21 protein-coding genes are annotated in these 24,056 nt (G+C 69.7%); 12 read left to right on the top strand and 9 right to left on the bottom strand.

Annotation, left to right across the window (positions count from 1 at the left end):
- Window positions 1–120 precede the first annotated feature (120 nt).
- Both EV651_RS32520 and EV651_RS32515 read left to right on the top strand, forming a co-directional pair.
- Entirely contained in the window at window positions 121–630 is a 510-nt protein-coding gene (locus tag EV651_RS32520; protein ID WP_133789098.1) for a hypothetical protein, read from the top strand.
- Window positions 602–1,876 carry an HNH endonuclease signature motif containing protein gene (locus tag EV651_RS32515; RefSeq protein ID WP_166658869.1) on the top strand — a complete coding sequence of 425 codons (1,275 nt, stop codon included), beginning with the start codon at window positions 602–604 and terminating at the stop codon, window positions 1,874–1,876. The genes EV651_RS32520 and EV651_RS32515 overlap by 29 nt, the downstream gene beginning before the upstream one ends.
- A gap of 298 nt (window positions 1,877–2,174) precedes the next feature.
- Here the strand turns inward: EV651_RS32515 and EV651_RS32510 are convergent, their stop codons facing one another.
- Window positions 2,175–3,041 carry a DinB family protein gene (locus EV651_RS32510; protein ID WP_133789096.1) on the bottom strand — a complete coding sequence of 289 codons (867 nt, stop codon included), beginning with the start codon at window positions 3,039–3,041 and terminating at the stop codon, window positions 2,175–2,177.
- Window positions 3,042–3,105: 64 nt separating this feature from the next.
- Between EV651_RS32510 and EV651_RS32505 the strand changes: the two genes are divergently transcribed.
- Window positions 3,106–4,047, top strand: a complete 942-nt coding sequence (locus EV651_RS32505) for a YafY family protein (protein ID WP_133789095.1) — start codon at window positions 3,106–3,108, stop codon at window positions 4,045–4,047.
- Here the strand turns inward: EV651_RS32505 and hrpA are convergent.
- Window positions 4,044–7,940, bottom strand: coding sequence for an ATP-dependent RNA helicase HrpA (gene hrpA, locus EV651_RS32500; RefSeq protein ID WP_238157330.1), 3,897 nt, complete (start codon window positions 7,938–7,940; stop codon window positions 4,044–4,046). The two genes, EV651_RS32505 and hrpA, sit on opposite strands and share 4 nt — an antisense overlap.
- A gap of 201 nt (window positions 7,941–8,141) precedes the next feature.
- The gene (locus tag EV651_RS32495) at window positions 8,142–8,546 is read right to left on the bottom strand and encodes a universal stress protein (RefSeq protein ID WP_131338258.1); all 405 of its coding nucleotides are present in this window, start codon (window positions 8,544–8,546) and stop codon (window positions 8,142–8,144) included.
- Window positions 8,547–8,595: 49 nt separating this feature from the next.
- Here EV651_RS32495 and EV651_RS32490 point away from each other — a divergent pair, with 49 nt between their 5' ends.
- Window positions 8,596–9,378: an LLM class flavin-dependent oxidoreductase gene (locus EV651_RS32490; protein WP_133789093.1), complete on the top strand. Its 783-nt coding sequence runs from the start codon at window positions 8,596–8,598 to the stop codon at window positions 9,376–9,378.
- Here the strand turns inward: EV651_RS32490 and EV651_RS32485 are convergent.
- The 3 genes from EV651_RS32485 to EV651_RS32475 are packed head-to-tail and all read right to left on the bottom strand — an operon-like array spanning window position 9,365 to window position 12,741.
- Window positions 9,365–10,969, bottom strand: a complete 1,605-nt coding sequence (locus EV651_RS32485; protein WP_238157329.1) for an AMP-binding protein — start codon at window positions 10,967–10,969, stop codon at window positions 9,365–9,367. The two genes, EV651_RS32490 and EV651_RS32485, sit on opposite strands and share 14 nt — an antisense overlap.
- On the bottom strand, window positions 10,966–11,844 hold the full coding sequence (locus EV651_RS32480; protein WP_133789092.1) for an SDR family NAD(P)-dependent oxidoreductase: 879 nt from the start codon (window positions 11,842–11,844) through the stop codon (window positions 10,966–10,968). The genes EV651_RS32485 and EV651_RS32480 overlap by 4 nt, the downstream gene beginning before the upstream one ends.
- A gap of 45 nt (window positions 11,845–11,889) precedes the next feature.
- Complete coding sequence (locus EV651_RS32475; protein WP_133789091.1) at window positions 11,890–12,741, bottom strand: helix-turn-helix domain-containing protein; 852 nt, start codon at window positions 12,739–12,741, stop codon at window positions 11,890–11,892.
- A gap of 190 nt (window positions 12,742–12,931) precedes the next feature.
- Between EV651_RS32475 and EV651_RS32470 the strand changes: the two genes are divergently transcribed.
- Window positions 12,932–13,708, top strand: coding sequence for an SDR family oxidoreductase (locus tag EV651_RS32470; protein ID WP_133789090.1), 777 nt, complete (start codon window positions 12,932–12,934; stop codon window positions 13,706–13,708).
- Between the two features lie 4 nt (window positions 13,709–13,712).
- Here EV651_RS32470 and EV651_RS32465 read toward each other — a convergent pair whose 3' ends face one another.
- Window positions 13,713–14,492 (bottom strand): alpha/beta fold hydrolase, encoded by a 780-nt coding sequence (locus tag EV651_RS32465; protein ID WP_133789089.1) that lies wholly within the window; start codon window positions 14,490–14,492, stop codon window positions 13,713–13,715.
- A 46-nt stretch (window positions 14,493–14,538) separates the two neighbouring features.
- On the opposite strand from EV651_RS32465, the gene EV651_RS32460 reads away from it, so the two are divergent.
- Window positions 14,539–15,669 carry a Xaa-Pro peptidase family protein gene (locus tag EV651_RS32460; RefSeq protein WP_133789088.1) on the top strand — a complete coding sequence of 377 codons (1,131 nt, stop codon included), beginning with the start codon at window positions 14,539–14,541 and terminating at the stop codon, window positions 15,667–15,669.
- On the opposite strand, the gene EV651_RS32455 is transcribed toward EV651_RS32460, so the two are convergent.
- Window positions 15,666–16,652 carry a GlxA family transcriptional regulator gene (locus tag EV651_RS32455; protein ID WP_133789087.1) on the bottom strand — a complete coding sequence of 329 codons (987 nt, stop codon included), beginning with the start codon at window positions 16,650–16,652 and terminating at the stop codon, window positions 15,666–15,668. The two genes, EV651_RS32460 and EV651_RS32455, sit on opposite strands and share 4 nt — an antisense overlap.
- 70 nt (window positions 16,653–16,722) lie before the next feature.
- Here EV651_RS32455 and EV651_RS32450 point away from each other — a divergent pair, with 70 nt between their 5' ends.
- The 3 genes from EV651_RS32450 (at window position 16,723) to EV651_RS32440 (ending at window position 20,774) form a co-directional block, all read left to right on the top strand.
- Entirely contained in the window at window positions 16,723–17,997 is a 1,275-nt protein-coding gene (locus tag EV651_RS32450; protein WP_238157328.1) for an MFS transporter, read from the top strand.
- A gap of 46 nt (window positions 17,998–18,043) precedes the next feature.
- Window positions 18,044–18,523, top strand: coding sequence for a redox-sensitive transcriptional activator SoxR (gene soxR, locus EV651_RS32445; RefSeq protein WP_133789085.1), 480 nt, complete (start codon window positions 18,044–18,046; stop codon window positions 18,521–18,523).
- A gap of 124 nt (window positions 18,524–18,647) precedes the next feature.
- The gene (locus EV651_RS32440) at window positions 18,648–20,774 is read left to right on the top strand and encodes an ATP-dependent DNA helicase RecQ (RefSeq protein ID WP_133789084.1); all 2,127 of its coding nucleotides are present in this window, start codon (window positions 18,648–18,650) and stop codon (window positions 20,772–20,774) included.
- A gap of 5 nt (window positions 20,775–20,779) precedes the next feature.
- Here the strand turns inward: EV651_RS32440 and EV651_RS32435 are convergent, their stop codons facing one another.
- The gene (locus EV651_RS32435) at window positions 20,780–21,565 is read right to left on the bottom strand and encodes a metalloregulator ArsR/SmtB family transcription factor (RefSeq protein WP_133789083.1); all 786 of its coding nucleotides are present in this window, start codon (window positions 21,563–21,565) and stop codon (window positions 20,780–20,782) included.
- 120 nt (window positions 21,566–21,685) lie between these two features.
- On the opposite strand from EV651_RS32435, the gene EV651_RS32430 reads away from it, so the two are divergent.
- The 3 genes from EV651_RS32430 to EV651_RS32420 all read left to right on the top strand — a co-directional run bounded on the left by EV651_RS32430 (window position 21,686) and on the right by EV651_RS32420 (window position 24,056).
- A complete protein-coding gene (locus EV651_RS32430) occupies window positions 21,686–22,477 on the top strand; it encodes a GNAT family N-acetyltransferase (RefSeq protein WP_133789082.1) in 792 nt (263 codons plus the stop codon).
- A 22-nt stretch (window positions 22,478–22,499) separates the two neighbouring features.
- Window positions 22,500–23,243 carry an SDR family oxidoreductase gene (locus tag EV651_RS32425; RefSeq protein ID WP_133789081.1) on the top strand — a complete coding sequence of 248 codons (744 nt, stop codon included), beginning with the start codon at window positions 22,500–22,502 and terminating at the stop codon, window positions 23,241–23,243.
- A gap of 84 nt (window positions 23,244–23,327) precedes the next feature.
- Window positions 23,328–24,056, top strand: coding sequence for a MerR family transcriptional regulator (locus EV651_RS32420; protein WP_133789080.1), 729 nt, complete (start codon window positions 23,328–23,330; stop codon window positions 24,054–24,056).

The raw sequence follows: 24,056 nt of genomic DNA, 5'->3' as shown, positions 1-24,056 counted from the left end.
AGCACTCAACTCGGCGGCGACCGCCAGGTCCCGGCCGAACACGGTGCGCCCAATGCGCTTGGGGTGGACCGGTCGACCGGTCCGGACGGGACTCTCGATTCCACTCATGGGCGTGCCGTCATGCGATCTCCATGGTGCGGTTGGGACGATGCGCCGCCGAATGACGATTACGTCCCGGATGACCTGGTGTATCCGACCGATCCCGAGCTGCCCGTCGGTCCGGTGGTGATCAGTGAGCAGGACCAGTTGGACGCCGAGCTGGACGAGTTGCTGGGCGGGAAGCGCTACTCGCGGGTGGATGAGTTCGAGTGGCAGGAGTGGGACGGTGTCGAGCTGGACGCCGCAGAGCGGGAGATGTTGCGTCGGGAGGCGCCGGCGTGGGTGTTCTTGCCGCCTGGTGGTGAGTTGGCTGCCGCGTTGGAGCAGACGCGGCCGGAGGCGATGTCGCCGATGGCGTTGATCGAGTTGATGAAGGCCGCGGACCGGCTGATCGGCTTTGGGGAGGCGATCAGCCGGTGCGACGGCGTCGTTCATGCGGCAGCGTCGCGCCGAGCATCGCGAGTCGCCGCGCCCGAGCCAGATCGACTCCAGGGGTCGCCCGGTGGACCCGGAGCGGTCCTGGCACGGTGAGATCGCGCTGGCGCTCGGGTTGTCCCCCAACACGGTGGGGCGCCGGGTGGAGACGGCGTTGCGGTTGACCTCGACGTTGTCGGCCACGTATTCGGGGTCGCGGTGTGGGGCGTTGACGTGGGGTAAGGCGCTGGCGATCTCCGAGGCGACCAGCGCGCTGCCGGATGAGGCCGCCCGAGCGGTGGAGGCGCATGTGCTGAAGCGCGCCGCGAAGCAGACCCACCGCAACCTGCTGGAGTCGCTGCGCCGCCGGGTCGCCAAACACACCGGCCCGCAGACGGCGGAGGATCACCGCGCCGCGGTGGTCGAGCGGACCTGCAAGATCGTCGCGCTGGCCAACGGCATGGCCGGGTTGTGGATCGTGCACACCGCCGACAGGATCCAGAAGATGTGGGTCACCATCCAAGCCATGGCCACCGTCGCCAAACGCGGCACCCCCACCCCTACCACCGACGCCCCCGCCACCGGCGCCGCCGCCAGTGCAGATGCCGGTGCCGGTGCGGATGCCGGTGCGGATGCCGATGGCGGCGCGGATGCCGATGCGAGGGCTGCTGCGGATGTCGGTGCGGGTGCTGGTGCGGGGAAGGACGTCCGCACCGCGGAACAGCGCCGTGCGGATGTGGCCGCGGATCTGTTCGAGCACATCTTGCGCAACGGGTTGGACTGGCTCGGGCGGCGACTGCCCGACCAGCACCGCCGCCGCCCGCACATCGAGGTCGTCGTCCCCGCCTCGACCCTGCTCGGCCTCGACGACGACCCGGCCGAACTCACCGGCTACGGGCCCATCCCCGCCGACCTAGCCCGCCGCATCGCCGCCGACGGCACCTGGCGACGGCTCCTCACCGACCCCACCAACGGCACCGTGCTCGAGGCCTCCACCACCCGCCACGACCCCGGCGTACTCGTCACCGAAACCCTGCTCGCCCGCCACCCCGTCTGCGCCTGGCCCGGCTGCAACCGCACCTCCCGCGACTGCGACCGCGACCACGCCACCCCGTTCGCACAATCCGGGCAGACAACCCTGATCGGGCTCGTGCCGTACTGCGAGTACCACCACGTCATCAAGGACACCAAAGCCTGGGGATGGAAAACCACCGCCCACCACGACGGCTCCGTCACGCTCACCACCCCCACCGGCCACCGGTACACCACCGTCCCACCCGCCCGCGGACCGATCACCCAACAACCCGACGCGCATCCCAGCGCCGATCCCCGGCAGGCAGCTCACGACCCGCCACCGTTCTGAAGGCAGAAGGCACACCATCACGGGCGCCATGACGGGCGCCAGCACGGGCAGCGCCATCGCCGGCTCCGGTATCGGCGAAACCCGGATCTCGCGGTCACCGCCACAACGAGCCCGAGCAACCACGCACAGCTGTCGATGCCCCAGCACGCCTCAGACCAGCACCAGTGCCGGTGCGTCAGCGGTCACCAAACACATGTATGCGCGAGAAGCGCGTTGCATGGGAGTAGACAACTGCGGGGGGCTGGCAACTCGATCGACACGGCCCCAGTTCTCGCTCGTCGAGCTTCGGTCACCGTTCCTAACGGGTCTCGGGCGCTGATCGGACCGTCGCGAGGTACTCCGCAACGTCCGCCTGCTTGAACCATTGCGCCCATCCACGTACGTCGGCGTTGAACTGCCTGTCGGTCAGTGACAGGTCCGCGCCACGCTCGACCAGGAACCGGAGGGTGTCCAGCGAGCCGGTGCCTGCGGCCAGATGGGCTGCGGTCGCGCCGTCCGGCGTCTGCTCGTTGACGCTGAAGCCCAGGTCGGCGAGCGTCGGGACGACCTCCCAGCGCTGTGCGGCCGCGGCCTCGGCGAGCAATGCGGGGCGGTCGGTCGGTGTGAGTTCACCCGCGAGGGCAGCCGCGAACGGGTCTTCGGGGTGCGCACCGCGGTAGAAGTCGCGGACGGTGCCCACCTCGGCGCCGTGGTGGATGAGTTCGTCGAGGATGTGCAGGGCGAAGGACGTGCCGTCGCTCTCGGCGTACGGGCCGGCGATCTCACCCATCGGCCGGTCAAGGTCCTCCTGGCTGAGCGCTGCGAGGCGCCGGCGCCAGATGTCGTAGGCGCGGTCCAGCGCAGCGAGCGCGGCCGCAGCGGATCCCGGGACCTCAAGCGCGGCATCCGTGGCGGCAGGTTCGTGGCCGAACCAGGTCGCCGTGCGTTCGGCCTGCAACAGGTCGGCGATGTGCGTGATCCGCCAGGCCAGAGTGGTGAACGGCGGGGGAGCGGGCGGGATCCAGGCCCAGTCGGCGGCGTACCCGTCCGCTGTCTCGCGGACCGACCAGCAGCCGTCGAACGGTTCCCAGAAGTACTCGTCGTCGGTCATGCCTTCGACCCGGTTCCGCAGGCGTTGCCACGCGAAGTCCGAGAGGTCCAAGAGGTTCTGCGAGAGCGTCGTCATGAACTCACCGTAGAGTGACCTGCGGACAGGATCGGTCCGCAGGTCGAGGCAGAATAGAACCGCGATGGATACCGCGGCCCGGCTGCTCCGATTGCTGTCCTTGCTGCACTCGCGTCCCCAGTGGGACGGCGCCGAGTTGGCAGCAAGGCTCGAGATCACGCCTCGCACCGTACGGCGGGACATCACCAGGCTGCGGTCGCTCGGCTACCCGATCGACGCCGAGGCCGGGATCGGCGGTGGCTATCGCCTCGGACCTGGTGGACGCCTGCCGCCGCTGCTGCTCGAGGACTCCGAGGCCGTGGCGATCGCGGTCGGTCTGCGGGTCGCGACGACCACGACGGTGTCCGGCGTCGAGGAGGCGGCGATCTCGGCGCTCGCGAAACTCCATCAGGTGCTGCCCGTCCGGCTGCGGGAGCAGGTCGACGCGATCGGCGCACACACGACTCAGTTGCCGCAGGGCGAACTGCCGCCGGTTGACGGCAGCGTGCTGGTCACGCTGGCGGCGGGCTGCCGGCACGTCGAAGGCATCCGGTTCCGCTATCGCACTCATGACGGCACCGAGTCGGAGCGCAGCGTCGAACCGTTGCAGATCGTGCACACCGGCCGGCGCTGGTATCTCGTCGCCCGCGACCGTGATCGGCAGGCCTGGCGAACCTTCCGGGTCGACCGCATCGAGCAGCCGGTGCTCACCGGCTCCCGGTACCGCTTCGACGACCCGCCGGACCCGGTCGCACTCGTTGCCGAGGGCACCGGAGTGTCGCCGTGGGACATCGTCGCCCGGATCCGCGTCCAGGCTCCGGCCGGCACCGTGACGAAGATGATCCCGCCGAGTCAGGGCGTGGTCGACGAGCTCGACGCCACGACCTGTGAGGTCCGCTTCGCCGCCAACGAACTCGGCCCTCTGGTCGCCCAGGTCTGCCGGATCTATTGGCCGTTCGAGATCCTCGAGCCACCCGAACTACGCACCGCCGTCCACGAGCACGCCCGTCGACTGCTGGAGTCCTAGCTGTCGGCCAGGGCCCTGCGGATGCGCTTTTCGGAGACTGGGTACGGCGTGCCAAGGGTTTGGGCGAACAGGCTGATGCGGAGTTCCTCGAGCATCCAGCGGACCTCGAGCAGTTCCGGGCTCGGGTACTTGCCTGTCGGCACCGCGCGGAGTCTCTTGCGGTACTCGTCGGTGAGCATGTCGACGACGGCCATGCCGGAGCGGTCGCGCGCCGCGTTGGCGCCGAGCTTGTCCAGGCGCAGCTCCATACCGCGCAGGTACCGCACCAGATCGGGCAGTCGCTTCGCCCCGGTCTCGGTGATGAAGCCCGGATGCACGAGGCCCTCGAGCTGACCGCGGACATCCGACAGCGCAGCGAGCAACGCGGGGCTGGCGGCCCGGGAGATCTGCTTGTCCACGGTCCGCGCATGCCCGAGCACCTGCTCGACCTGCTGCAGGATCGTCAGCACGGTGTCCGCGAGTTCCGACCGTACGGCGTCCCGCAGGATCGAGAACGCGGTCAGGTTCCACGCCGGCCCACCGGCCGCTGCCATCAGCTGGTCGACGGCAGCCGCGATCGCGTCGTCGAGCAGTTCACCGACATTGCGATGCGGGCCCGCCATCAGAGTCATCTTCTGCTGATTGGTCAGATTCCTCTGTACGACGTCGATCACCGACGGCATGGTCAGCAGCAGAAGCCGCCGCGTGCCCGCCCACATCGCCGCGGCCTGGTCGCGTTCGGTCTCCTGCAGGCGGATCGCGACGCTCTTGCCCTCGTCGACGAGCGCCGGGTAGCCCGCGACCGTCAGCCCGTTGCGGTGCTCGGAGAAGCTGCGGGGGAGATCGCCGAACGTCCAGTCGGTCAGACCGGCCTTCTCCAGCCCGCTGACCGCCTTCGACGCGACCTGCGAGATCGCGGCCTTCGTCTTCGGCTTCAGCTTCTCCTTCAGCTTGGCGAGATCCTTGCCTTCGGCCACTGTCTTACGTTTGTCGTCCTCGACCCGGAACGTCATCCGCAGGTGCTCGGGCACCCGCGTCCAGTCCCAGTCCTCCGGCTCGATCACCACGCCGCGCAGCTCCCGCAAGGCGCGTGCCATCGCGTCGGTGAGCGGCCCGGACGCCGGGTCGAGCTCGGGGAGGATCTGTCGCGCGTGGTCCGGCGCCGGCACGATGTTCCGCCGTACAGCCTTCGGAAGGGACTTGATCAGCGTCGTGACCAGCTCCTCGCGGAACCCGGGAACGCTCCACTCGAAGCCGTCCTCGGTCACCTGGTTCAGGACGAGCAGGGGAATGTGCACGGTCACGCCGTCGGCGTCCGTGCCGGGCTCGAACGCGTAGGTCAGGTCGAACGTCATCCCGTTCTGCGTCCAGTGGAGCGGGAACTCATCCTCCTTGACGTCCGCGCCTTCGCGGACGATCAGCGAGCGCTCGAAGTCGAGCAGATCGGGATCGCGCTGCCGCGCCGTCTTCCACCACGTGTCGAAGTGCCGGCCCGTGACGACCTCGGGACCGAGACGCTCGTCGTAGAACGCGAACAACGTCTCGTCGTCGACCAGCAGGTCGCGCCGCCGCGTCCGCTCCTCGAGCTCTTCGACCTCTTCGATCAGCTTGCGGTTCTCGTGGAAGAACTTGTGGTGCGTGTCCCAGTCGCCCTCGACCAGCGCGTGCCGGATGAACAGCTCGCGCGACACCTCCGGGTCGACCTTCCCGTAGTTCACCTTGCGCCGGGCAACGATCGGTACGCCGTACAGCGTCACCTTCTCGTACGCCATCACGGCACCGGCCTTGCGTTCCCAGTGCGGCTCGGAGTACGAGCGCTTGATCAGGTGCGGGGCGAGATCCTCGGCCCACTCGGGCTCGATCTTCGCGTTCACCCGCGCCCACAGCTTCGACGTCTCGACCAGCTCGGCGGCCATCACGAACTGCGGCGGCTTCTTGAACAGCCCGGAGCCGGGGAAGATCGCGAACTTCGTGCCGCGCGCGCCGAGGTACTGGTGCTGGTTCGCGGGATCCTTCATCCCGAGGTGGCTGAGCAGACCGGACATCAGCGCGATGTGCACGCTCTGCGGGTCGGCCGGCTCGCCGCTGTTGAGTTTCACGCCGATCTGGGTGGCGACCTGGCGGAGCTGCGCGAAGATGTCCTGCCACTCCCGGACCCGGAGATAGTTCAGGTACTCGCTGCGGCACATCCGGCGGAACTGGTTGCCGGACAGCTCCTTCTGCTGCTTCTTCAGGTAGCCCCAAAGGTTCAGGTACCCGAGGAAGTCGCTGTTCGGGTCGCGGAACCGGGCATGCGCCTGCTGCGCCTGTGCCTCGGCATCCGTCGGCCGTTCGCGCGGGTCCTGGATCGAGAGCGCGGCCGCGATCACCATGACCTCGCGGACACAGGCGTGCTTGTCGGCCTCGACGATCATCCGGGCCAGCCGCGGGTCCAGTGGGATCTGCGCGAGCTGCCTACCGATCGGGGTCAGCCGGCCGCCCTTCGGCGTGTCGATCGCTCCCAGTTCGGTGAGCAGTTGCAGGCCGTCGGTGATGCTGCGCTTGTCGGGTTCGTCGATGAACGGGAACGCGGCGATGTCGCCGAGCCCGATCGCGGTCATCTGCAGGATGACCGAGGCGAGGTTGGTGCGCAGGATCTCCGGGTCGGTGAACTCGGGCCGGTTGGTGAAGTCCTCCTCGGAGTACAGCCGGATGCAGATGCCGTCGCTGGTCCGGCCACTGCGGCCCTTGCGCTGGTTCGCGCTGGCCTGCGACACCGGCTCGATCGGGAGGTGCTGGACCTTTGTGCGGTGGCTGTAGCGCGAGATCCGCGCCGTACCGGGATCGATCACGTACTTGATGCCCGGGACGGTCAGCGAGGTCTCGGCGACGTTCGTGGCGAGCACGATCCGGCGGTTCGAGTGCGGCTGGAAGACCCGGTGCTGCTCCGCGTTCGAGAGCCTGGCGTAGAGGGGGAGGATCTCGGTCGTACGGCGTTCGCCGCGGAACTTGTCGTTCAACGCGTCGGCGGTGTCGCGGATCTCGCGCTCGCCGGACAGGAACACCAGTACGTCGCCGTCCGCCTCGTACTCGAGCTCGTCGACGGCGTCCAGGATCGCCTGGGTCTGGTCGCGGTCGATCGTGCTCGGATCCTCGGGGTCGTTGACCGGGCGGTACCGCACCTCGACCGGGTAGGTCCGGCCGGACACCTCGACGATCGGCGCCGGGGTGCCGTCCGCGGCCGCGAAGTGCGCGGCGAACCGCTCCGGGTCGATGGTCGCCGAGGTGATGATCACCTTGAGGTCCGGGCGGCGGGGAAGCAGGCGCTTGAGGTAGCCGAGGATGAAGTCGATGTTCAGGCTGCGCTCGTGCGCCTCGTCGATGATGAGCGTGTCGTACCGCGTGAGGTCGCGGTCGCGCTGGAGCTCGTTCAGCAGGATGCCGTCGGTCATCAGCTTGACCAGCGACCGCTCGCTGACCTTGTCGGTGAACCGGACGGCGAAACCGATCGTCTCACCGAGCTCGGTGCCGAGCTCCTCCGCGATCCGTTCCGCGACCGTGCGCGCCGCGAGCCGGCGGGGTTGGGTGTGGCCGATCATGCCGTGGATGCCGCGGCCGAGCTCGAGGCAGATCTTCGGGATCTGGGTGGTCTTCCCGGATCCGGTCTCACCCGCGACGACCACGACCTGGTGGTCCCGGATCGCGGCGGCGATCTCGTCCTTCAGCTGGCTGACCGGCAGCTCTTCCGGGTACGTGATCTCGGGCACGGCGTTGCGCCGTACGTCGACCCGCCGCTCGGCATGCTCGACCGCCCCGGCCACACTCTGCAGCTCGGCGGCCCGCTTGCGAGCATCCGTCGTACGCCGGACCCGCTCGAGCCGCCGCCCGAGGTGCTCCCGGTCGTACGCCGTCAGATCGTCGAGCCGAGCGAGCACGTCCGCAAGATTCAGCTCGCCCTCGGAGGCACCGGTTACGGCTGTCGGGGCGGTGGCTTGGCGTCCCTTTCCGCCGCGCCGACGGCGCCGGCGATTGGCCGGGTCCTGCGAGGGGGCTGGGGAAGGACTCGTGGACTCGGTCCGGGCATCAGGCATAACCAGTCCAGTTTAGAGGCCCGACCCCAGCACCTCACCCGGATTTCAGTCGTGGGGGGACGGGACCTTCACCGCGAGGACCGGGACCGGGGACTCGAGGAGGACCCGTTGGGCGGTGCTGCCGAGGATGAGTTTGCCGACCGGGCTGCGGCGGCGGAGGCCGAGGACGATCAGGCCGACGTCCTCGGCGGCGGCCGCCTTCAGGAGTGCGCCGGCCACGTCGCCCTCGGAGACCGCCTGCTGGATCGTCACCTCGACGCCGTGCTCGCGCAGCTTGGCCTCGGCGGCGGCCAACTCGTCGGCGTTGGCGTAGCGGGCGTCGATGTAGGCGTCGCCCCGGCTCGTGTTCAGCAGCAGGATCGAGGCCCCGCGCAGCTCGGCCTCGGTCGCCGCGGCGGTCAGCGCCGCCTCACCCTCGGGCGTTGGTACGTATCCGACGAGAATCTTCACGTGCCCACTCTCCCATCAATCGTCCTCGCCGCCGGTTAGGGTCGGGCATATGGTCGAACTCCAGGTGGTCCTCCCGGACGAGTCGGCGACGATGCCGCCCGAGCGACTGGTCGAGCTGGCGATCGCCGCGGAGGATCTGGGCTACGGTACGGCGTGGTTGCCCGATCACCTCCTCCCGCCGGCTGAGTTCGGCCCGACGTACGGCGGTGTGTACGAACCTCTCGTCACGATCGGGTACCTGGCGGCGCGCACGAGCCGGATCCGGTTCGGGACCTCGGTGCTCGTGCTGCCGATGCGGAGTCCGTACGTGGTCGCCAAGCAGGCGGCGACACTGCACCGGTTGTCCGGCGAGCGCGTCGTACTGGGGATCGGCGCGGGGTGGGCGAAGGCCGAGTTCGCGGCGGTCGGTGCCGTGTTCGAGGAGCGCGGCCGCCGGACGGACGAGTCGCTCGGGATCATCCGCGATCTCTTCGAGGGCCGGGACCGCGGCGGGGTGTTCGAGCCCAGGCTCCGGGCGCCGCTCCCGCTCATGATCGGCGGTACGACGCTGCCCGCGTTGCGCCGCGCCGCGCGCTACGGCGACGAGTGGCAGGGGCTCAACCTGGACGGTCCCGCGTTTGCGGCGGCGGTGTCGCGGCTCAGGTCGTTCGGCGACCGGCCGATCAAGGTCGGGACGCGGCTCGACTGGTCCGGCGGTGATCCCGATCCGGTCGTCGCCATGGCTCACGAGCTCGTCGACGCCGGGGCGGAGACCGTGGCGGTGTCCTTCGGGGACGAGTCCAGCGCGCTGGACCGGATGACGAGGTTCCGGAAGCTCTTCACGGCGGGGTGAGTTTGCCGCGCAGGACCTTGCCCGTCGCGTTGCGCGGGAATTCGTCGAGGACCACGATCTGGCGCGGCGTTTTGTAGCGCGCGAGGTTGGCCTTCACATGGGTCAGCAGCTCGTCCTCGGTGGCCGGCGAGTGGAGTACGACGTACGCGATGAGCCGCTGGCCGAACTCGTCGTCGGGGACTCCGGCGACGACCGCTTCGGCGACCGCGGGATGTGCGGCGAGGCACTGCTCGACCTCGACCGGATACACGTTCTCGCCGCCGGACACGATCATGTCGTCCTCGCGGCCGTCGACGAACAAGCGGCCGGCCGCATCGACGTGGCCGAGGTCGCCGGTGCTCATCCGCCCGTCGACGACGGTCTTGCTCGAACCGTCCGAGTAGCCGCCGAACACCAGCCCGCCGCCCGCGAAGATCCGCCCGGTCGTGCCGATCGGCACCGTGCGGTCCTGGTCGTCGAGGATCCGGATCGTGCTGCCCAGACAGGGCCGCCCGACGGTCCCGGGCGCGGCGAGCAGGTCGGCGGACGTCGCGATCGTGGCGATGCCGACCTCACTCGACCCGTACGCGTCACACAGCACCGGCCCGAACCGTTCGATGAATCGCTCCGCCAGCGGCGCGCCGAGCTGGGACGCGCCCGAGATGACGGCCCGCAGCGAGCGCAGATCGTACTCAGCGGTGGCATTCGGACCGAGATCGAGCATCCGGCGCAGCATCACCGGTACGGCGACGATCGCGCCGGCGCGGGTCGCCTCGACGTCGGCGAGCACGGTGGCGGCGTCGAAGCGCGGTCGCAGGACGAGTGGCGAGCCGAGGAACAACGCGAGCGTCGAGGTGAGCAGGCCGAGCCCGTGGAAAAGGGGTGGGCACACGACCATCGGCTCGCCCGCCCGGAGCCCGAACCGGCTGAGCGCGCTCCCGGTCAACCCCGCCAACCCCAGCGCGGTCGGCACCCGAGGCGCGGCCTTCGGCGTACCAGTGGTTCCCGAAGTGAGAGTCGTGATGTGCCCGGCGGTCTCGGGTGGAGGTGCTGCAGGCGCCACACTCCGAGCCAGCTCATCCAGACTCGACAGGACGGCCGGGATGTCGTTCGGTGGTGTGAACTCGGAGTCGTGAACCAGAAGATCCAAGCGGTGCCGCTCGAGGACCGCTCGCAGTTGCGGTGGTGCGAACTCGGTGTTCACGAACAGGACGTCCGCGCCGATCCGCGACGCCGCCAGCGTCGCCTCGAGGAATCCGCGGTGGTTGCGGCACAGCACCGCCACCTTGCTCCCGGCAACGATCCCGTACTGCGCCCGCATCCCGGCGGCGATCCGCTCGCACCGCCGATCCAGCTCGGCGTACGTGATCTCGTCGTCCCCGGAAATCACCGCCGGCCGCTCCGGATACCGGATCGCCGCGATCACCCCGAGCGCCGCCATCGACTGACCCCAGGTCCGCAACGCCCGCTCGATCCGCACGAGCTGCGTCGGCCCGGCCGACCGCCACACCCCGGACCTGATCAACGCGACCGACAACCCGCCGACCTCGGCCGCGCTCTGCACCAGCCACTCCGGTGGTCGCAGCGGCCGGATCGGGCGGATCGTCCTCATCGCTTCTTCCCGCCTCCGGTACGCCGGAAGTACTGCTCGAGCAACCGATCCGTCGGCACCCGCAACAGGTTGCCGAGGGCATCGGCCGGACGGACGAACGGCGGCGTGATGTTGTGCGGCCGCTCGGCCACCGCCGTACACACCTGATCGGCCGCCTGCTCCGGCGTCAGCCCCGGCAACTTGTTGAGCAGCGGCGTCGGCTCACTCATCCGCGTGTGCACCAGCCCCATGTAGACCGTCGAGGTCGTCACCCCGTCGCCGCGGACCTCCTGCGCCACGCACCGCAGCCACACGTCGAACGCGCTCTTCGACGCCAGGTACGCCGACCAGCGCGCCATCGGCGGCGTACGGACGCCGGCCGTCGACACGTTCACGATGTGGCCGGACCCGCGTTCGCGCATCGACGGCAGCAGTTCGAGCACGAGCTTCGCCGGCCCGAGGTAGTTGACCGCGTTGGTCCGCTCGATGTCGTGGAAACGCTGGTACGTGTCCGCGATCGATCGCCGGATCGACTTGCCGGCGTTGTTCACGAGTACGTCGACCCGCTCGTGCTCGGCCAGCACGGTCCGCGCTAGCTCCTCGACCGCCGCCGGGTCGGCGAGGTTCGCCGGGTACACGTACGCCGCCCCGCCCCGCGACCGGATGTCGTCCGCGACGAGCTGCAACTGGTCCGCCGTCCGCGCCACGAGCAGCACCGTCGCCCCAGCCGCGGCCAGCCGCCGCGCGGTCGCCTCACCGATCCCGTACGACGAACCGGTGACCAGCACCACCTGGCCCCGGACGGCCGCTTCCAGCCGCTCGTCGGAAATCCTGGTGCGCCCGTTGGTGAGCGCGACCAGCAACGGCCACCCGATCGGACGCTTCCCAGTCACCATGCGCCCGACATTACCCGCTGGTAGCGGTGAGCGGCAGGGGGTGATTCAGTCGGTCGCGTGCTGCGGAGCGGTCCAGCTGGCGAGCAGCCGCAGGCCGTCGGCAGTCGGCGAACCCGGCTCGACCTGGTAGACGCAGAGGGTCTGTTCGGCGTCGCCGGGCACCTGGAAGGACTCGTAGGCGAACTGCAGCTCACCGGCGATCGGGTGGCGGTAGACCTTCGCGCCGTGGGTGCGGCGCAGGACGCGGTGGTCGTTCCACCAGCCGGTGAACTCCGGCGACCGCAGGGTGAGCTCGCCGACGAGATCCGCGAGTTGCCGATCGTTCGGGTGGCGGCCGGCTTCGAGGCGGAGCATCGCCACGGTCTCGGCCGCGATCCGCTCCCAGTCGCCGACCCGCTCGCGGGCCTCGGGATCCAGCAGGTAGTACCGTGCGAGGTTGCGGCGCGTCGCCGGCATCGCGTCGAAGTCCGTCAGCACCGCGCGTGCGAGCCGGTTGGTGGCCAGGACGTCGGTCCGTCGTCCGAGGATGAACGCGGGCACGTGGTCGAGGGTCTGCAGCATCAGGTAGAGACCGGGCCGGACCCGTTGCGGGCCGGCCGGCGTCCGTCGTACCGGTGCACGCCGGCTGAGCAGGTCGTTGAGGTGTTCGCGTTCGGTCGCGTCCAGTTGCAGTGCGCGGGCGAGCGCGTCGAGGACCTCGGCCGAGGGGTTGCCGGCCCGCCCTTGCTCGAGACGGGTGTAGTACTCCGTGCTGACGCCCGCCAGCCGGGCGACCTCGTCCCGACGGAGGCCGGGCACCCGTCGCGTCCGTCCGTCCTCGGGCAGGCCTGCCCGATCGGGCGCGATCGCGGCCCGCCGCGAGCGCAGGAAGTCGGCGACCTCGGTGCTGCGTTCCATGGCTCCAGTGTGATCGACGGAGGCGGTCGATCCGCGCCGCTGGGTGGCCCTGCCGGTACCAGCCTCGACGGTGCCTGCCTGGACAGGGCCTGCTCGAGCGCCCCGAAACCCTTCTGTGGCTGGTGTTCTGGAGATGCGGCCGGCGATCGCCGGCCGACGAACTTCTTCACACCGGAAGGTAGTCATCAACATGACTGTGCACGCTGTCTCCAAGCCGCTCGCAGGTCGGGTCGCGGTGATCACCGGAGCCTCGAGCGGCATCGGCGAGGCCGCAGCCGAACACCTGGCAGCACTGGGCGCGACCGTCGTCGTCCTGGCCCGGCGGGCGGATCGCCTGCGCGAACTCGTGACCCGCATCGAGAAGGACGGCGGAACCGCGCTGGCGCTGGCGGCCGACGTGACCGACGCGGCGGCCGTGCAGGCCGCGGCCGATCGGGTCGGAGCCGAACTCGGCGGCGCCGACCTGCTGTTCAACAACGCCGGCGTGATGCTCCCGGCACCTGTCGAGGAGCGCGCGACCGAGCAGTGGCAGCAGCAGATCGACCTCAACATCACCGGCCTGATGAACGTCATCGGCGCCTTCACGCCGCAGTTGGTCGCAGCCGCCGCCGAACGCGGTGTCGCGGACCTGATCAACACCTCCTCGATCGCGGCGCAGAACATCTTCCCGAACTTCGCGGTGTACTCCGGGACCAAGGCCTACGTCAGCCACCTGTCCCGTCACCTGCGGGCCGAGCTCGGTCCGAAGAACGTCCGGGTCTCGGCACTCGAGCCGGGCATCGTGGGCACCGAGTTGCAGAGCCACGTCACGGACCAAGGCGCGCTGGAGTGGCTGGACGGATCCAAGCAGACGATGGAGTGGCTCACCGCGGAGGACATCGCGCAGGCTGTCGGCTTCGTCGCCGCCCAGCCGCCGCGGGTCAACTTCCAGCAGCTGACGATCATGCCGACCGCTCAGACCAGCTGAGAGCTCACTCGGCGGCGCGCTGAAGCCATTCGCGGATCAAGGCGTCGAGCAGCCCGGGCTGCTCGAGCTGGAGATTGTGGCCGGCGACGTCCAATACGGCGTACGTCGCGCGCGGGTAGTGGGGGAGCAGACCGAACTGGTCCTCGTATCCGGTCACGGCGTCCTGCCGGCCGCACACGATGAGAGACGGTCCGTCGTACGGCGGACCGCTCTCCGGTGCCGTCGACAACGCCCAGTTCTTCTGGATGCGTTCGAGCGCCGCGGTGTCGGCGACCGCGAGACCCGGCGCCACGTCCGCGCGGTACGCCGCCAGCGCGTCGGCGGTCTGTACGACGGCCAGCTCGGCGAAATCCTCGCCCTCGGTCAGCGATTCGAGTACCCCCGGCTCCGACCGCAGTACGACGTGTTCGGGCAGCTTCCGGTCCTTGTGCCAGAGCGTGCCGATCGGGCAGATCAGTCCGATGCCCAGGATCTGCTCGGCGCGCTCCATGACCAGGCCGCGGGCGAGATACCCGCCGTACGACTCGCCGATGAGCAGGAACGGCTCGTCGCCGATCTGCTCGTCGATGAACGCGCGCACCGCCGCCATGATGCCGTCCGAGCTGTCGATGTCGCCGGCCGGGCTCTTCCCCATCCCGGGCAGGTCCGGGTACAGCCGGCGGTATCCGGTCAGGCGGCTGAAGATCGGTTCGAGGCAGCCGGTCATCAGCCGGTGGTCCGGCGTCCATCCGTGCAGTGCGAGAACCGGAACACCGTCGCCGACGGACACATGATGCAGGGTCATGGGGCAAGTTGTAGCAACCCCGTCCGACAGTTCTAGAGTCACACCCATGGCTCGTCGCTCAGCACTTCCTTCCGTACCCGGGGCCGCCGTACTCCGTGCCCGCCTGGATCGCGCTCGCGAGGCCGCGGCCGGAACCGGTCTGGTGATCACACCGGGTTCCGATCTGCGCTACCTGATCGGTCAGCCCGGCGGCTCGCTCGAGCGTCTCACCACGTTGGTGATCCCGGCCGACGGCGCCCCGGCACTCGTCGTGCCGAAACTCGAAGCGCCCGGGTACGACGATCTGCCGCTGGCGGAGTTGGGCGTCGACGTCATCACCTGGGTGGACGGCGTCGACCCGTACAACCTCGTGGCCGAGCGGCTGAGTGGCGCCGAGCGGGTCGCGGTGAGCGACTTCACGCCGGCGCTGCACGTCTTCGGGTTCCGGGACGCGTTGCCGAAGGCCGAGCAGGTGCTGGCCGGACCGATCGTCCGTGAGTTGCGGATGCGGAAGGACGCGGCGGAGATCGAGGCGCTGCGCAAGGCGGGCGCGGCGATCGACCGCGTGCACGCCCGCGTCGGGGAGTGGCTGCGTCCGGGCCGGACCGAGGCCGAGGTCGGTGCGGACATCGAGGCCGCGATCGTCGAGGAAGGCCACACGGGGGCGGACTTCGTGATCGTCGGCAGCGGCCCGAACGGCGCGAGCCCGCACCACGCCCTGTCCGACCGTGTGATCGAGGCCGGCGACGTGGTGGTCGTCGACATCGGCGGTCCGGTGGCCGAGGGCTACAACTCGGACTCCACGCGGACGTACGCCGTCGGTACGCCGCGGGACGCCGACGTCGCCGCGACGTACGCCGTACTGCAGGAGGCTCAGCAGGCCGCGGTGGAGGCCGTTCGGCCCGGTGCGACCGCGGAGTCGATCGACGCCGCGGCCCGGGACGTCATCGCCGCGGCGGGCTTCGGCGACTACTTCATCCACCGGACCGGCCACGGGATCGGGCTGGACGTCCACGAGGAGCCGTACATCGTCGCGGGCAACGACCTGCCGCTGGAGCCCGGTATGGCGTTCAGTGTCGAGCCGGGCATCTACCAGGCCGGTCGTTGGGGTGCACGGATCGAGGACATCGTCGTGGTGACGGCGGACGGCGTCGAGTCGATGAACAACCAGCCTCATGACCTGGTCGTTCTGGCCTAGCCCGCGCGGAACGTCTTGCGGTAGGCGAGTGGAGAGACGCCCAGCTCGGACCGCAGGTGGTGTCGCAGGGAGGCCGCCGTACCCAGGCCGGCCTCCTCGGCGACGCGGTCGACCGAGAGGTCGGTGGTCTCGAGCAGCTGGCACGCGTGCCGCACGCGCTGCTGCAGCAGCCAGGTGCCGGGCGACTGTCCGGTCTCCGACTTGAAGCGCCTGCTGAACGTACGCACACTCATCCGCGCATGGTCCGCCATCGCCGCGAGACTGATGTCCTCATCGAGCCGTTCGAGCGCCCAGGCCCGCGTCGGCGACGTACCCTCACTGCCTTCTTCAGGTACGGCGCGCTCGATGTACTGCGACTGTCCGCCGTCACGCCACGGCGGTACGACGCAGTGCCGGGCGGCCCTGTTGGCGACCTCGCTGCCGAAGTCGCGGCGGATCAGGTGCAGGCAGAGATCGACACCCGCGGCCAGGCCGGCCGACGTGAGTACGTCGCCGTCGTCGATGAACAGCTTGTCCTCGTCGAGCTTCACCTGCGGGTACACGCTGCGGAACAACTCGGCCCGCCGCCAGTGCGTCGTCGCCGGCCGCCCGTCCAGGTAGCCGGCCGCGCCGAGGACGAACGCCCCCGTGCAGATCGAGGCGATACGCGTACCCGGGCGAATGGTGGCGAGCGCGGCGGCCAGGTCGTCGGGCAGCGTGCCTTCGTACCGCGGCTGGGGGATGTAGGTTCCCGGCACGATCACCGTGTCCGCCTCGGCGAGCGCCTCGGGGCCGTGGTCCGGCACGAGGCTGAATCCGGCACCCGCCCGCACCGGTCCGCCGAGTCCGCAGATGCGAACGTCGTACAACTTGGTGCCGTCGGCTTTGGTGGCGGCGCCCAGGACGGTCGGCGGGATGGTCAGGTCGAACCCGACGACCGGCTCGAGCGCGAGGACGGCGACCACGTGCGGACCGACGGCGGCCAGATGACGACGAGGACTCATGGCCATATCTTGACATATGTTGTCTATCTGGCCACTAGTTCGATGGCGGTCGAACGGGCACCCTGGTCGGGTGACACAGATACTGGAGACGAAGAAGGCTCCCCGGGTGCACCTGGCCTGGGCGGTCGCTGTGGTCGGGTTCGTGACGCTGATCGGCGCGGCCGGATTCCGGTCGGTGCCGAGTGTGCTGCTCGATCCGCTGCACGAGGAGTTCGGGTGGTCGCACGCGACGATCTCGGCGGCGGTGTCGATCAACCTGCTGCTGTTCGGCGGGATCTCGCCGTTCGCCGCCGCGCTGATGGACCGGCTCGGGCTGCGGAAGGTGGTCAGCGGGGCACTGGTCCTGATCGCGCTGGGCAGCGGCCTGACCGTGTTCATGACCGCGTCCTGGCAACTGCTGCTCTGCTGGGGGCTACTGGTCGGCGTCGGCACCGGGTCGATGTCGATGACCTTCGTGGCGACGATCACCGGGCGCTGGTTCGTGCACCGTCGCGGTCTGGTGACTGGGATCCTCACAGCGGCCGGTGCGACCGGTCAGCTGATCTTCCTGCCACTGATCGCGTCGCTGGCGTCGAACTTTGGCTGGCGGGTGCCTGCGCTCGTGGCGGCTGGTGCAGCGTTGGCCGTCGTACCGCTGGTGCTGTTCTTCCTGCGGGACTACCCGAGTGACCTCGGGCTGCGCGCGTACGGCGCCCCGGAGGGCAGTACGGCGGGGCAGCGGGTGCAGACGACCGGTAGTAGTGCCATGCGAGCGCTCAACGCCCTGCGAACGGCGGCCCGGCGTCCCGCGTTCTGGATGCTGGCGGGCGGGTTCGCGATCTGCGGCGCCTCGACGAACGGTCTGGTCGGCACGCATTTCGTGACGGCGGCGCACGACCACGGCATGCCGGCCACGACTGCCGCGTCACTGCTGGCACTGGTCGGTGTCTTCGACGTTGGCGGGACGATCTTCTCCGGGTACCTGACCGACCGGTGGGACCCGCGGTACCTGCTCATCGCCTACTACTCGCTGCGCGGCCTGTCGTTGCTGGTGCTGCCGTCGCTGCTCGGACCGAGTGCTGCGCCGAGCACCTGGGTGTTCATCATCTTCTACGGGCTGGACTGGGTGGCGACCGTGCCGCCTACCGTGGCGCTGTGCCGCGAGTGGTTCGGCGAGGACGGGCCGATCGTGTTCGGCTGGGTGTTCGCGTCGCACCAGGTCGGTGCGGCCCTGGCCGCGACCGGCGCCGGAGCGATCCGGGACGCGCAAGGCAGCTACAACATCGCGTGGTATCTGGCCGGTGGTCTCTGCGCGGCGGCCGCGTTGATGTCCGCGAGCATCGGGCGCCGCCTCGTAACCGCCTGACTCTTTCCGCTAGCCTCGATATAAGTTGAGGTTGAAGGGACGAGCGATGGACATCGAGCCGGGTGAGTTGACGGTCGGGCAGCTGTCGCAACGCAGCGGCGTGGCGATCTCGGCTCTGCATTTCTACGAGCGGCAGGGGCTGATCGTCAGCCGCCGTACGTCGGGGAACCAGCGCCGCTACAAGCGAGACACGTTGCGCCGGGTGGCGTTGGTCAGGATCGCCCAGCGGGTCGGCGTACCGCTCGCGGAGGTGGCCGCGATCCTCAAGCTGCTGCCGGAGAACCGTACGCCGACGCGTGCCGACTGGGAGCGCATCTCGGAGTGCTGGCAGGCCGAGCTCGACCGCCGCATCGTGCACCTCGAACAACTCCGCGACGACTTCAAGGACTGCGTCGGCTGCGGCTGCCTCTCCCTCGACCGCTGTGCCCTGGCCAACCCCCACGACACCCTCGCCACCACAGGCCCCGGTCCCCGCCGCCTGGTCGCCTCCAACGGAGAACCCTGCCACCCCGGCAAGTGCGCCTAGCCCACCACCCACGCCCCCACCGCCGGGGTCGGGAGGCCGGCGCGCCGGGAGTTGGATCGGGTTGTCCACAGGGTGGGCGGCAGGCGCGCGCGGAATGGGGGTGGGGGCGTCTAGGGTCGTCGGCATGGGCGAGACTGCGGCGATGCTGACTCTGACCGACGACCGGGCGAAGGTTGCGGGTGACCTGATCCGGGCGATCGCGGGCGACGAGGCGCGGCTGCGGACGGATCAGGAGACCGCTGTTGCCGCGTTGTGCGAGGCGGCCGCGCGGGTGCTCGTGGTCCAGGCGACCGGCTGGGGGAAGTCCGCGGTCTACTGGGCCGCGACGGCGATCCGGCGGGCTGAGGGGTTCGGCCCGACGCTCGTGGTCTCACCGCTGCTGTCGTTGATGCGTGACCAGGTCGCCGCGGCCAGCCGTGCGGGGCTCCGCGCCGCGACGCTGAACTCGAACAACATCGACGAATGGTCGAGCATCGAGCACGATCTGCGCTCCGGTGCGGTCGACGTACTGCTGGTGTCCCCGGAGCGCCTGGCGAACCCGGGCTTCGGACGGCGCGTGCTGGACGGCCTCGCGGGGCAGATCGGTCTGCTCGTCATCGACGAAGCGCACGCGGTGTCCGACTGGGGTCACGACTTCCGCCCGGACTACCGCCGGGTGTCCGAGGTGCTGCAGCAGCTGAACCCGAAGACACCGGTGCTGGCGACGACAGCGACCGCCAACTCGCGCGTGACAGAAGACGTCGCGAAGCAGCTCGGCGAGTCCACTTTGGTACTGCGTGGCCCGCTGGCGCGATCGAGTCTGCAGCTCGCGGTGGTGGATGCGCTGTCTCCGCTGGATCGGTTCGCATGGGTCGTCGACGTACTGCCGACGCTTCCCGGGTCGGGGATCGTGTACGCGTTGACGGTCGCTGACGCGCAGCGGCTGGCTTCGGTGATCCAAGAGGTCCACGGGCCAGATGTCCCGGTCGCGGCGTACACAGGTCAGCTGGAGGCGGGGGAGCGGGAGCGGCTCGAGGACGCGCTGCGCGGCAACCAGTTGAAGGCGCTGATCGCGACCTCGGCGTTGGGAATGGGGTACGACAAGCCGGACCTCGGTTTCGTTGTGCATGTCGGGTCGCCGCCCTCACCGGTCTCGTACTACCAGCAGGTCGGCCGTGCCGGCCGCGGCATCGACCATGCGGTGGTGGCGTTGCTGCCGTCCGACGCGGACGCGGGCGTCTGGGACTACTTCGCGACCGCGACGATCCCGGTGCCCGAGAACGTGCAGCGCTTGCTGAGGGCGCTGGAGAGCTACGGACCGGATCAGCCCGCGACCGTGCCGGCGTTGGAGGCCGAGACCGGTCTGCGCCGGACCCGGGTCGAGCTGATGCTGAAGCAACTCGCCGTCGACGGAGCCGTCGACAGGGTCGAGCGCGGCTGGGTCCGGACCGGCGCCGAGTGGACGTTCGACGCGGCGCACTACGACGGCATCGTGTCCGTACGGCGGCGCGAGGCCGACATCATGCGCGCGTACACCCGCGGCGATCGTTGTCTGATGCAACTTCTCCAGGAGTCGCTGGACGATCCGTCGGCGGAGCCCTGTGGCCGGTGCTCGGTGTGCCTGGGGGTGTTGCCGGAGCCGTTGGTGGAGCGGCCCGATCCGGAGACCGTCGCGACGATCACGCGGTCGCTGCGCGGCGAGGTCCACGTGCTGGAGACGCGGAAGATGTGGCCGGGCGGCGCGTTCGGCGCCCGCGGGAAGATCCCGCCAGCACTCTCCGCCGAGCCGGGCCGCATCATCGTGTACGCCGACGCGCCCGAGTGGCGCGAGGTGTTGCAAGGCGCGTTCAACGGCTCGCCCGCGCCCGAGGCAGTCGAGGCGTTGCAGGCCGGTGCGGTCGCGGCGCTCTCCCGATGGCGTGGGTCGTGGTCGGCTCGGCCCGATGTCGTCGTACCGCTTGCTGCCGGGGGTTATCGGGAGCTCACGTCCGCGGTTGCGGATCACGTTGCCGGGGTCGGGCGGTTGGAGCGGGCGGAGCTGACCATCGACCGGAGCGGCTACACCGACGACCTGTCGTCAGCGGAGGAGGCGAAGGTCTGGCGGGACGGCCTCCAGGTAGACGGCGCCACGGCCCAGGCCGTCACAGCACGCACAGTGCTCCTCCTCGTCGACTCCACATCGTCCCAGTGGCCGGTCACGGTAGCCGCGGCGAAACTCCGCGAAGCAGGAGCGGCCGCGGTTCTCCCGCTGGTGATCCACAAGCGCCCTTAGGACTCCTACTGCACGGTGGCGACTGATGTCTCCAGCAAGGATTTCAGGTCCGCCAGCAGGCGCGGCCAGCCGTCCTGGATCATGGTCCGGATCGTGCTGCCCGGCTCGAAGCCGCTGTGGATCACGGTGAGCTTCACCTGGTCGTCGACCGGCTCGAGCTCGAACGTTGCCGTCGACAACCGCTCGCGGCTGGTCCGCTCGTAGGTCGCCTCGTCGAACCCGACCGCCTTCGCGAACTCGGGCGTGATGTGGTGCCAGGCATAGGCCAGCCGCGTGTACGGCGTGTGCTCCACCACCACCTGCCCCGGTCCGGAGATCGCGACGTCGCCTTGGTGCCACACCATCGGGGAGCCGGGCTTCCAATCGGTCTCGTGGTGGAGCTGCCAGTACTGCTCGGTGAACGCCGGGTCCGTCAGCGCCTGCCACAACCGCTCGGGCGTGGTCCGGATGTAGGTGGTGTAGACGAAATCGTGGTCGCTCATGTCAGCCTCCAAAGCCGTCTTGAGGTCGGCGAACAGCTGAACCCGCCGACGGTCGTACTGATGGATCCAGCGGTCGGCGATGGCGTTGATCGGCTCCGCGTTCAGGTGGTGCAGCTTCTCCCGGCCGCGCCATACGGTGCTGATGAGGTTCGCGCTCTCGAGGACGGCGAGATGTTTGCTGACGGACTGCCGCGCCATGTCGAGCTCGGCGCACAGCTCGCGCAGTGTCTGCCCGTTGCGCAGGTTCAGCAGGTCGAGCAGCCGTCGCCGGCTGGGATCCGCGAGCGCCCGGAACACCTCGTCGTCCATCGCCCTCCGATCGCTTCATGCAGCCGTTTGGCTGCCTTTCCAACATAGGCAGCCGGTTGGCTGCATGTCAACCACTGCATCGTCAAAGAAGGCGATTGACGCGTGGGTGAGGATGTGGGGGTGGAGATCAAGAGCCTGGGGTATCGGACCGACCTGTTGCTGCTGCAGCTGGGCGGAAGCACGCTGCGCGACGCGGGGGAGTACGTCGTGGTGCGCACGCCGGGCAACCCGGGCTTCTGGTGGGGGAATTTCCTGCTCTACCGCACGCCGTTCGCGACGGGTGACGCGAAGATCCGGCTCGACGAGTTCCGGCGGGAGTTCCCGGACGCGGCCCACGTTGCCATCGGCATCGATACCGTCGACGGCGAGGTCGGGGCCGAGGACGAGCTGACCGCTGCCGGGTTCACAGTCGACCGCAGTGTCGTGATGACGGCCGATCGGGTCCTGGAACCGCAACGGCCCAACGCGGATTCGACGTACCGCTTCTTGAACAGTGACGACGACTGGGAGCAGCTGTACCGCCAGAGTCTCGCCACCGCGTCCATGAAGGTCGACGCGGCGTACGAGGACTTCACCCGGCGCAGGTTGGCGGCGAAGCGCGAGCTGGTCGACGACGGTCACGGGAAGTGGTTCGGCGCGTTCGACGGGGATCGGCTGCAGAGTGCGCTCGGGTTGATGTTCGACGGCAGGGGGCTGGCCCGGTTCCAGGATGTGCAGACGTCCCCGGAGGACCGTGGTCGCGGGCTGGCGACCACGCTCGTCCACCACGCGTCGACCTACGGGCTGACCGAAGGCGGTGCGCGGACCCTGGTGATGGTCGCGGATCCGGAGTACCTCGCGATCCGGATCTATCGCTCGCTCGGATTCACCGACTCGGAAACCCAACTCGGGTTCGCGAAGCCGCCTGCCTGACCCCACATGAAACAGTAGGACCATGACTGACGGACGTGGAGTTGTACTGGTCACCGGTGGAAGTCGCGGGATCGGCGCGGCCGCGTCGCTCGCGCTCGCGGCGGACGGCTGGGACGTCGGGGTCAACTACCGGACGCAAGCCCACGACGCTGCGCAGGTCGTGAAGGCCTGCGAGGACCACGGTAGTCGCGCGATCGCCGTCCAGGCGGACGTTACCGAGGCCGAGCAGATCGAGCGGCTCTTCGACGCGGTGACCGCGGAGCTGGGCCCGATCACCGCGGTGATCAACAACGCCGGCGTCGTCTCGCCGGCCGGGCGGGTCGCGGAGTACGACGCCGAACGGCTCGACCGGGTGTTCCGGATCAACGCGATCAGCGCGTTCCTGGTCGCCGGTGCCGCGGTCCGCCGGATGTCGACGGCGTACGGCGGCGATGGCGGCGTGATCGTGAACATCTCCTCGCGCGCCGCGGTGCTCGGATCGGCCGGCGAGTACGTCGACTACGCGGCGAGCAAGGCCGCCGTCGACGCGTTGACGACCGGCCTGGCCAACGAGGTGGCGAAGGAAGGCGTCCGGGTCCTCGGAGTCCGGCCCGGCCTGATCCAGACCGACATCCACGAGCCCGGCCGCCTGGACCGTCTCGGCGCCACCCCGCCCCTGGCCCGCCCCGGCAAACCCGAGGAGGTAGCCGAGGTCATCGCCTTCCTGGCCTCCACCCGCTCCTCGTACATGACCGGCACCACCGTCGACGTCTCCGGCGGCCGCTAGCACCACTTTGTGCACCGGATCCGCGAGATCGAGCGGCCGGAGCGCGGATCTGGTGCACAAAGTCGAGGGATTGGGAGGTAGGGCGTGGGACTGCGGCCGGTGGATCTGGCGCGGCGGGCGGGTGTTTCGACGCAGTTGGTGCGCAACTACGAGGCGGCGGGGATTCTGCCGCCGGCGCCTCGGTCGGACACCGGGTACCGGCAGTACGGACCAGAGCATGTGGCGGCGTTGCTGACGTACCGCGCGCTCGCGCCCGGGTTCGGCGCCGAGACCGCCACCGAGATCATGCGCGCCGTCCACAACGGCGACGAGGCGCTTGCCTACAGACTCGTGGACGCGGCCCACGCCGCCCTGCACGAGCAACGACTCGCCACCGACGCCGCCAGTGAGGCCCTCGGCGCGCTGGCCGCGGAGTACGTCGACGAGCAGCCGGTCACCGGCCCGTCCCTACTCGTCGGCGAACTCGCACACCGCCTGGGCATCCGTACGTCGGCTCTCCGCGTCTGGGAGGCCGCCGGCCTGCTCGCGCCGACCCGGGAACCGGGCACGAAGTACCGGCGGTACGGCCCCGAGGAAGTGCGCGACGCGCGGATCATCCACATGCTCCGCCAGGGCCGGTACTACTTCGAGCAGATCAGGCCGGTCCTCGACGGCCTGCGCCGTACCGGCAGCACCGAGGCGCTACGCACCGCGATCGCCGAACGCCGCGCCGCCCACGACCGCCAAACGAAGGCGATGCTGTACGGCGCCGCGCTGCTCCACCAACTCATCGACGACCTTGAGCACGCACCAACCGTTTCGGCGCCGGCCTGA

It is taken from the genome of Kribbella sp. VKM Ac-2571, assembly GCF_004362255.1.
Classification (GTDB): domain Bacteria; phylum Actinomycetota; class Actinomycetes; order Propionibacteriales; family Kribbellaceae; genus Kribbella; species Kribbella pratensis.
Note: the sequence above shows the minus strand (reverse complement) of the source record. Positions and strands in the feature narration are given on the sequence as shown.

Bases quoted from the DNA above. Each gene is read 5' to 3' on its own strand.
- EV651_RS32460 (WP_133789088.1), top strand. From the start codon at position 14,539: ATGGCTCGTCGCTCAGCACTTCCTTCCGTACCCGGGGCCGCCGTACTC.
- EV651_RS32520 (WP_133789098.1), top strand. From the start codon at position 121: ATGCGATCTCCATGGTGCGGTTGGGACGATGCGCCGCCGAATGACGAT.
- soxR (WP_133789085.1), top strand. From the start codon at position 18,044: ATGGACATCGAGCCGGGTGAGTTGACGGTCGGGCAGCTGTCGCAACGC.
- EV651_RS32465 (WP_133789089.1), bottom strand. From the start codon at position 14,492: ATGACCCTGCATCATGTGTCCGTCGGCGACGGTGTTCCGGTTCTCGCA.
- EV651_RS32455 (WP_133789087.1), bottom strand. From the start codon at position 16,652: ATGAGTCCTCGTCGTCATCTGGCCGCCGTCGGTCCGCACGTGGTCGCC.
- EV651_RS32440 (WP_133789084.1), top strand. From the start codon at position 18,648: ATGGGCGAGACTGCGGCGATGCTGACTCTGACCGACGACCGGGCGAAG.
- EV651_RS32485 (WP_238157329.1), bottom strand. From the start codon at position 10,969: ATGAGGACGATCCGCCCGATCCGGCCGCTGCGACCACCGGAGTGGCTG.
- EV651_RS32490 (WP_133789093.1), top strand. From the start codon at position 8,596: ATGGTCGAACTCCAGGTGGTCCTCCCGGACGAGTCGGCGACGATGCCG.
- EV651_RS32480 (WP_133789092.1), bottom strand. From the start codon at position 11,844: ATGGTGACTGGGAAGCGTCCGATCGGGTGGCCGTTGCTGGTCGCGCTC.
- EV651_RS32425 (WP_133789081.1), top strand. From the start codon at position 22,500: ATGACTGACGGACGTGGAGTTGTACTGGTCACCGGTGGAAGTCGCGGG.
- EV651_RS32470 (WP_133789090.1), top strand. From the start codon at position 12,932: ATGACTGTGCACGCTGTCTCCAAGCCGCTCGCAGGTCGGGTCGCGGTG.
- EV651_RS32505 (WP_133789095.1), top strand. From the start codon at position 3,106: ATGGATACCGCGGCCCGGCTGCTCCGATTGCTGTCCTTGCTGCACTCG.
- EV651_RS32475 (WP_133789091.1), bottom strand. From the start codon at position 12,741: ATGGAACGCAGCACCGAGGTCGCCGACTTCCTGCGCTCGCGGCGGGCC.
- EV651_RS32435 (WP_133789083.1), bottom strand. From the start codon at position 21,565: ATGGACGACGAGGTGTTCCGGGCGCTCGCGGATCCCAGCCGGCGACGG.
- EV651_RS32510 (WP_133789096.1), bottom strand. From the start codon at position 3,041: ATGACGACGCTCTCGCAGAACCTCTTGGACCTCTCGGACTTCGCGTGG.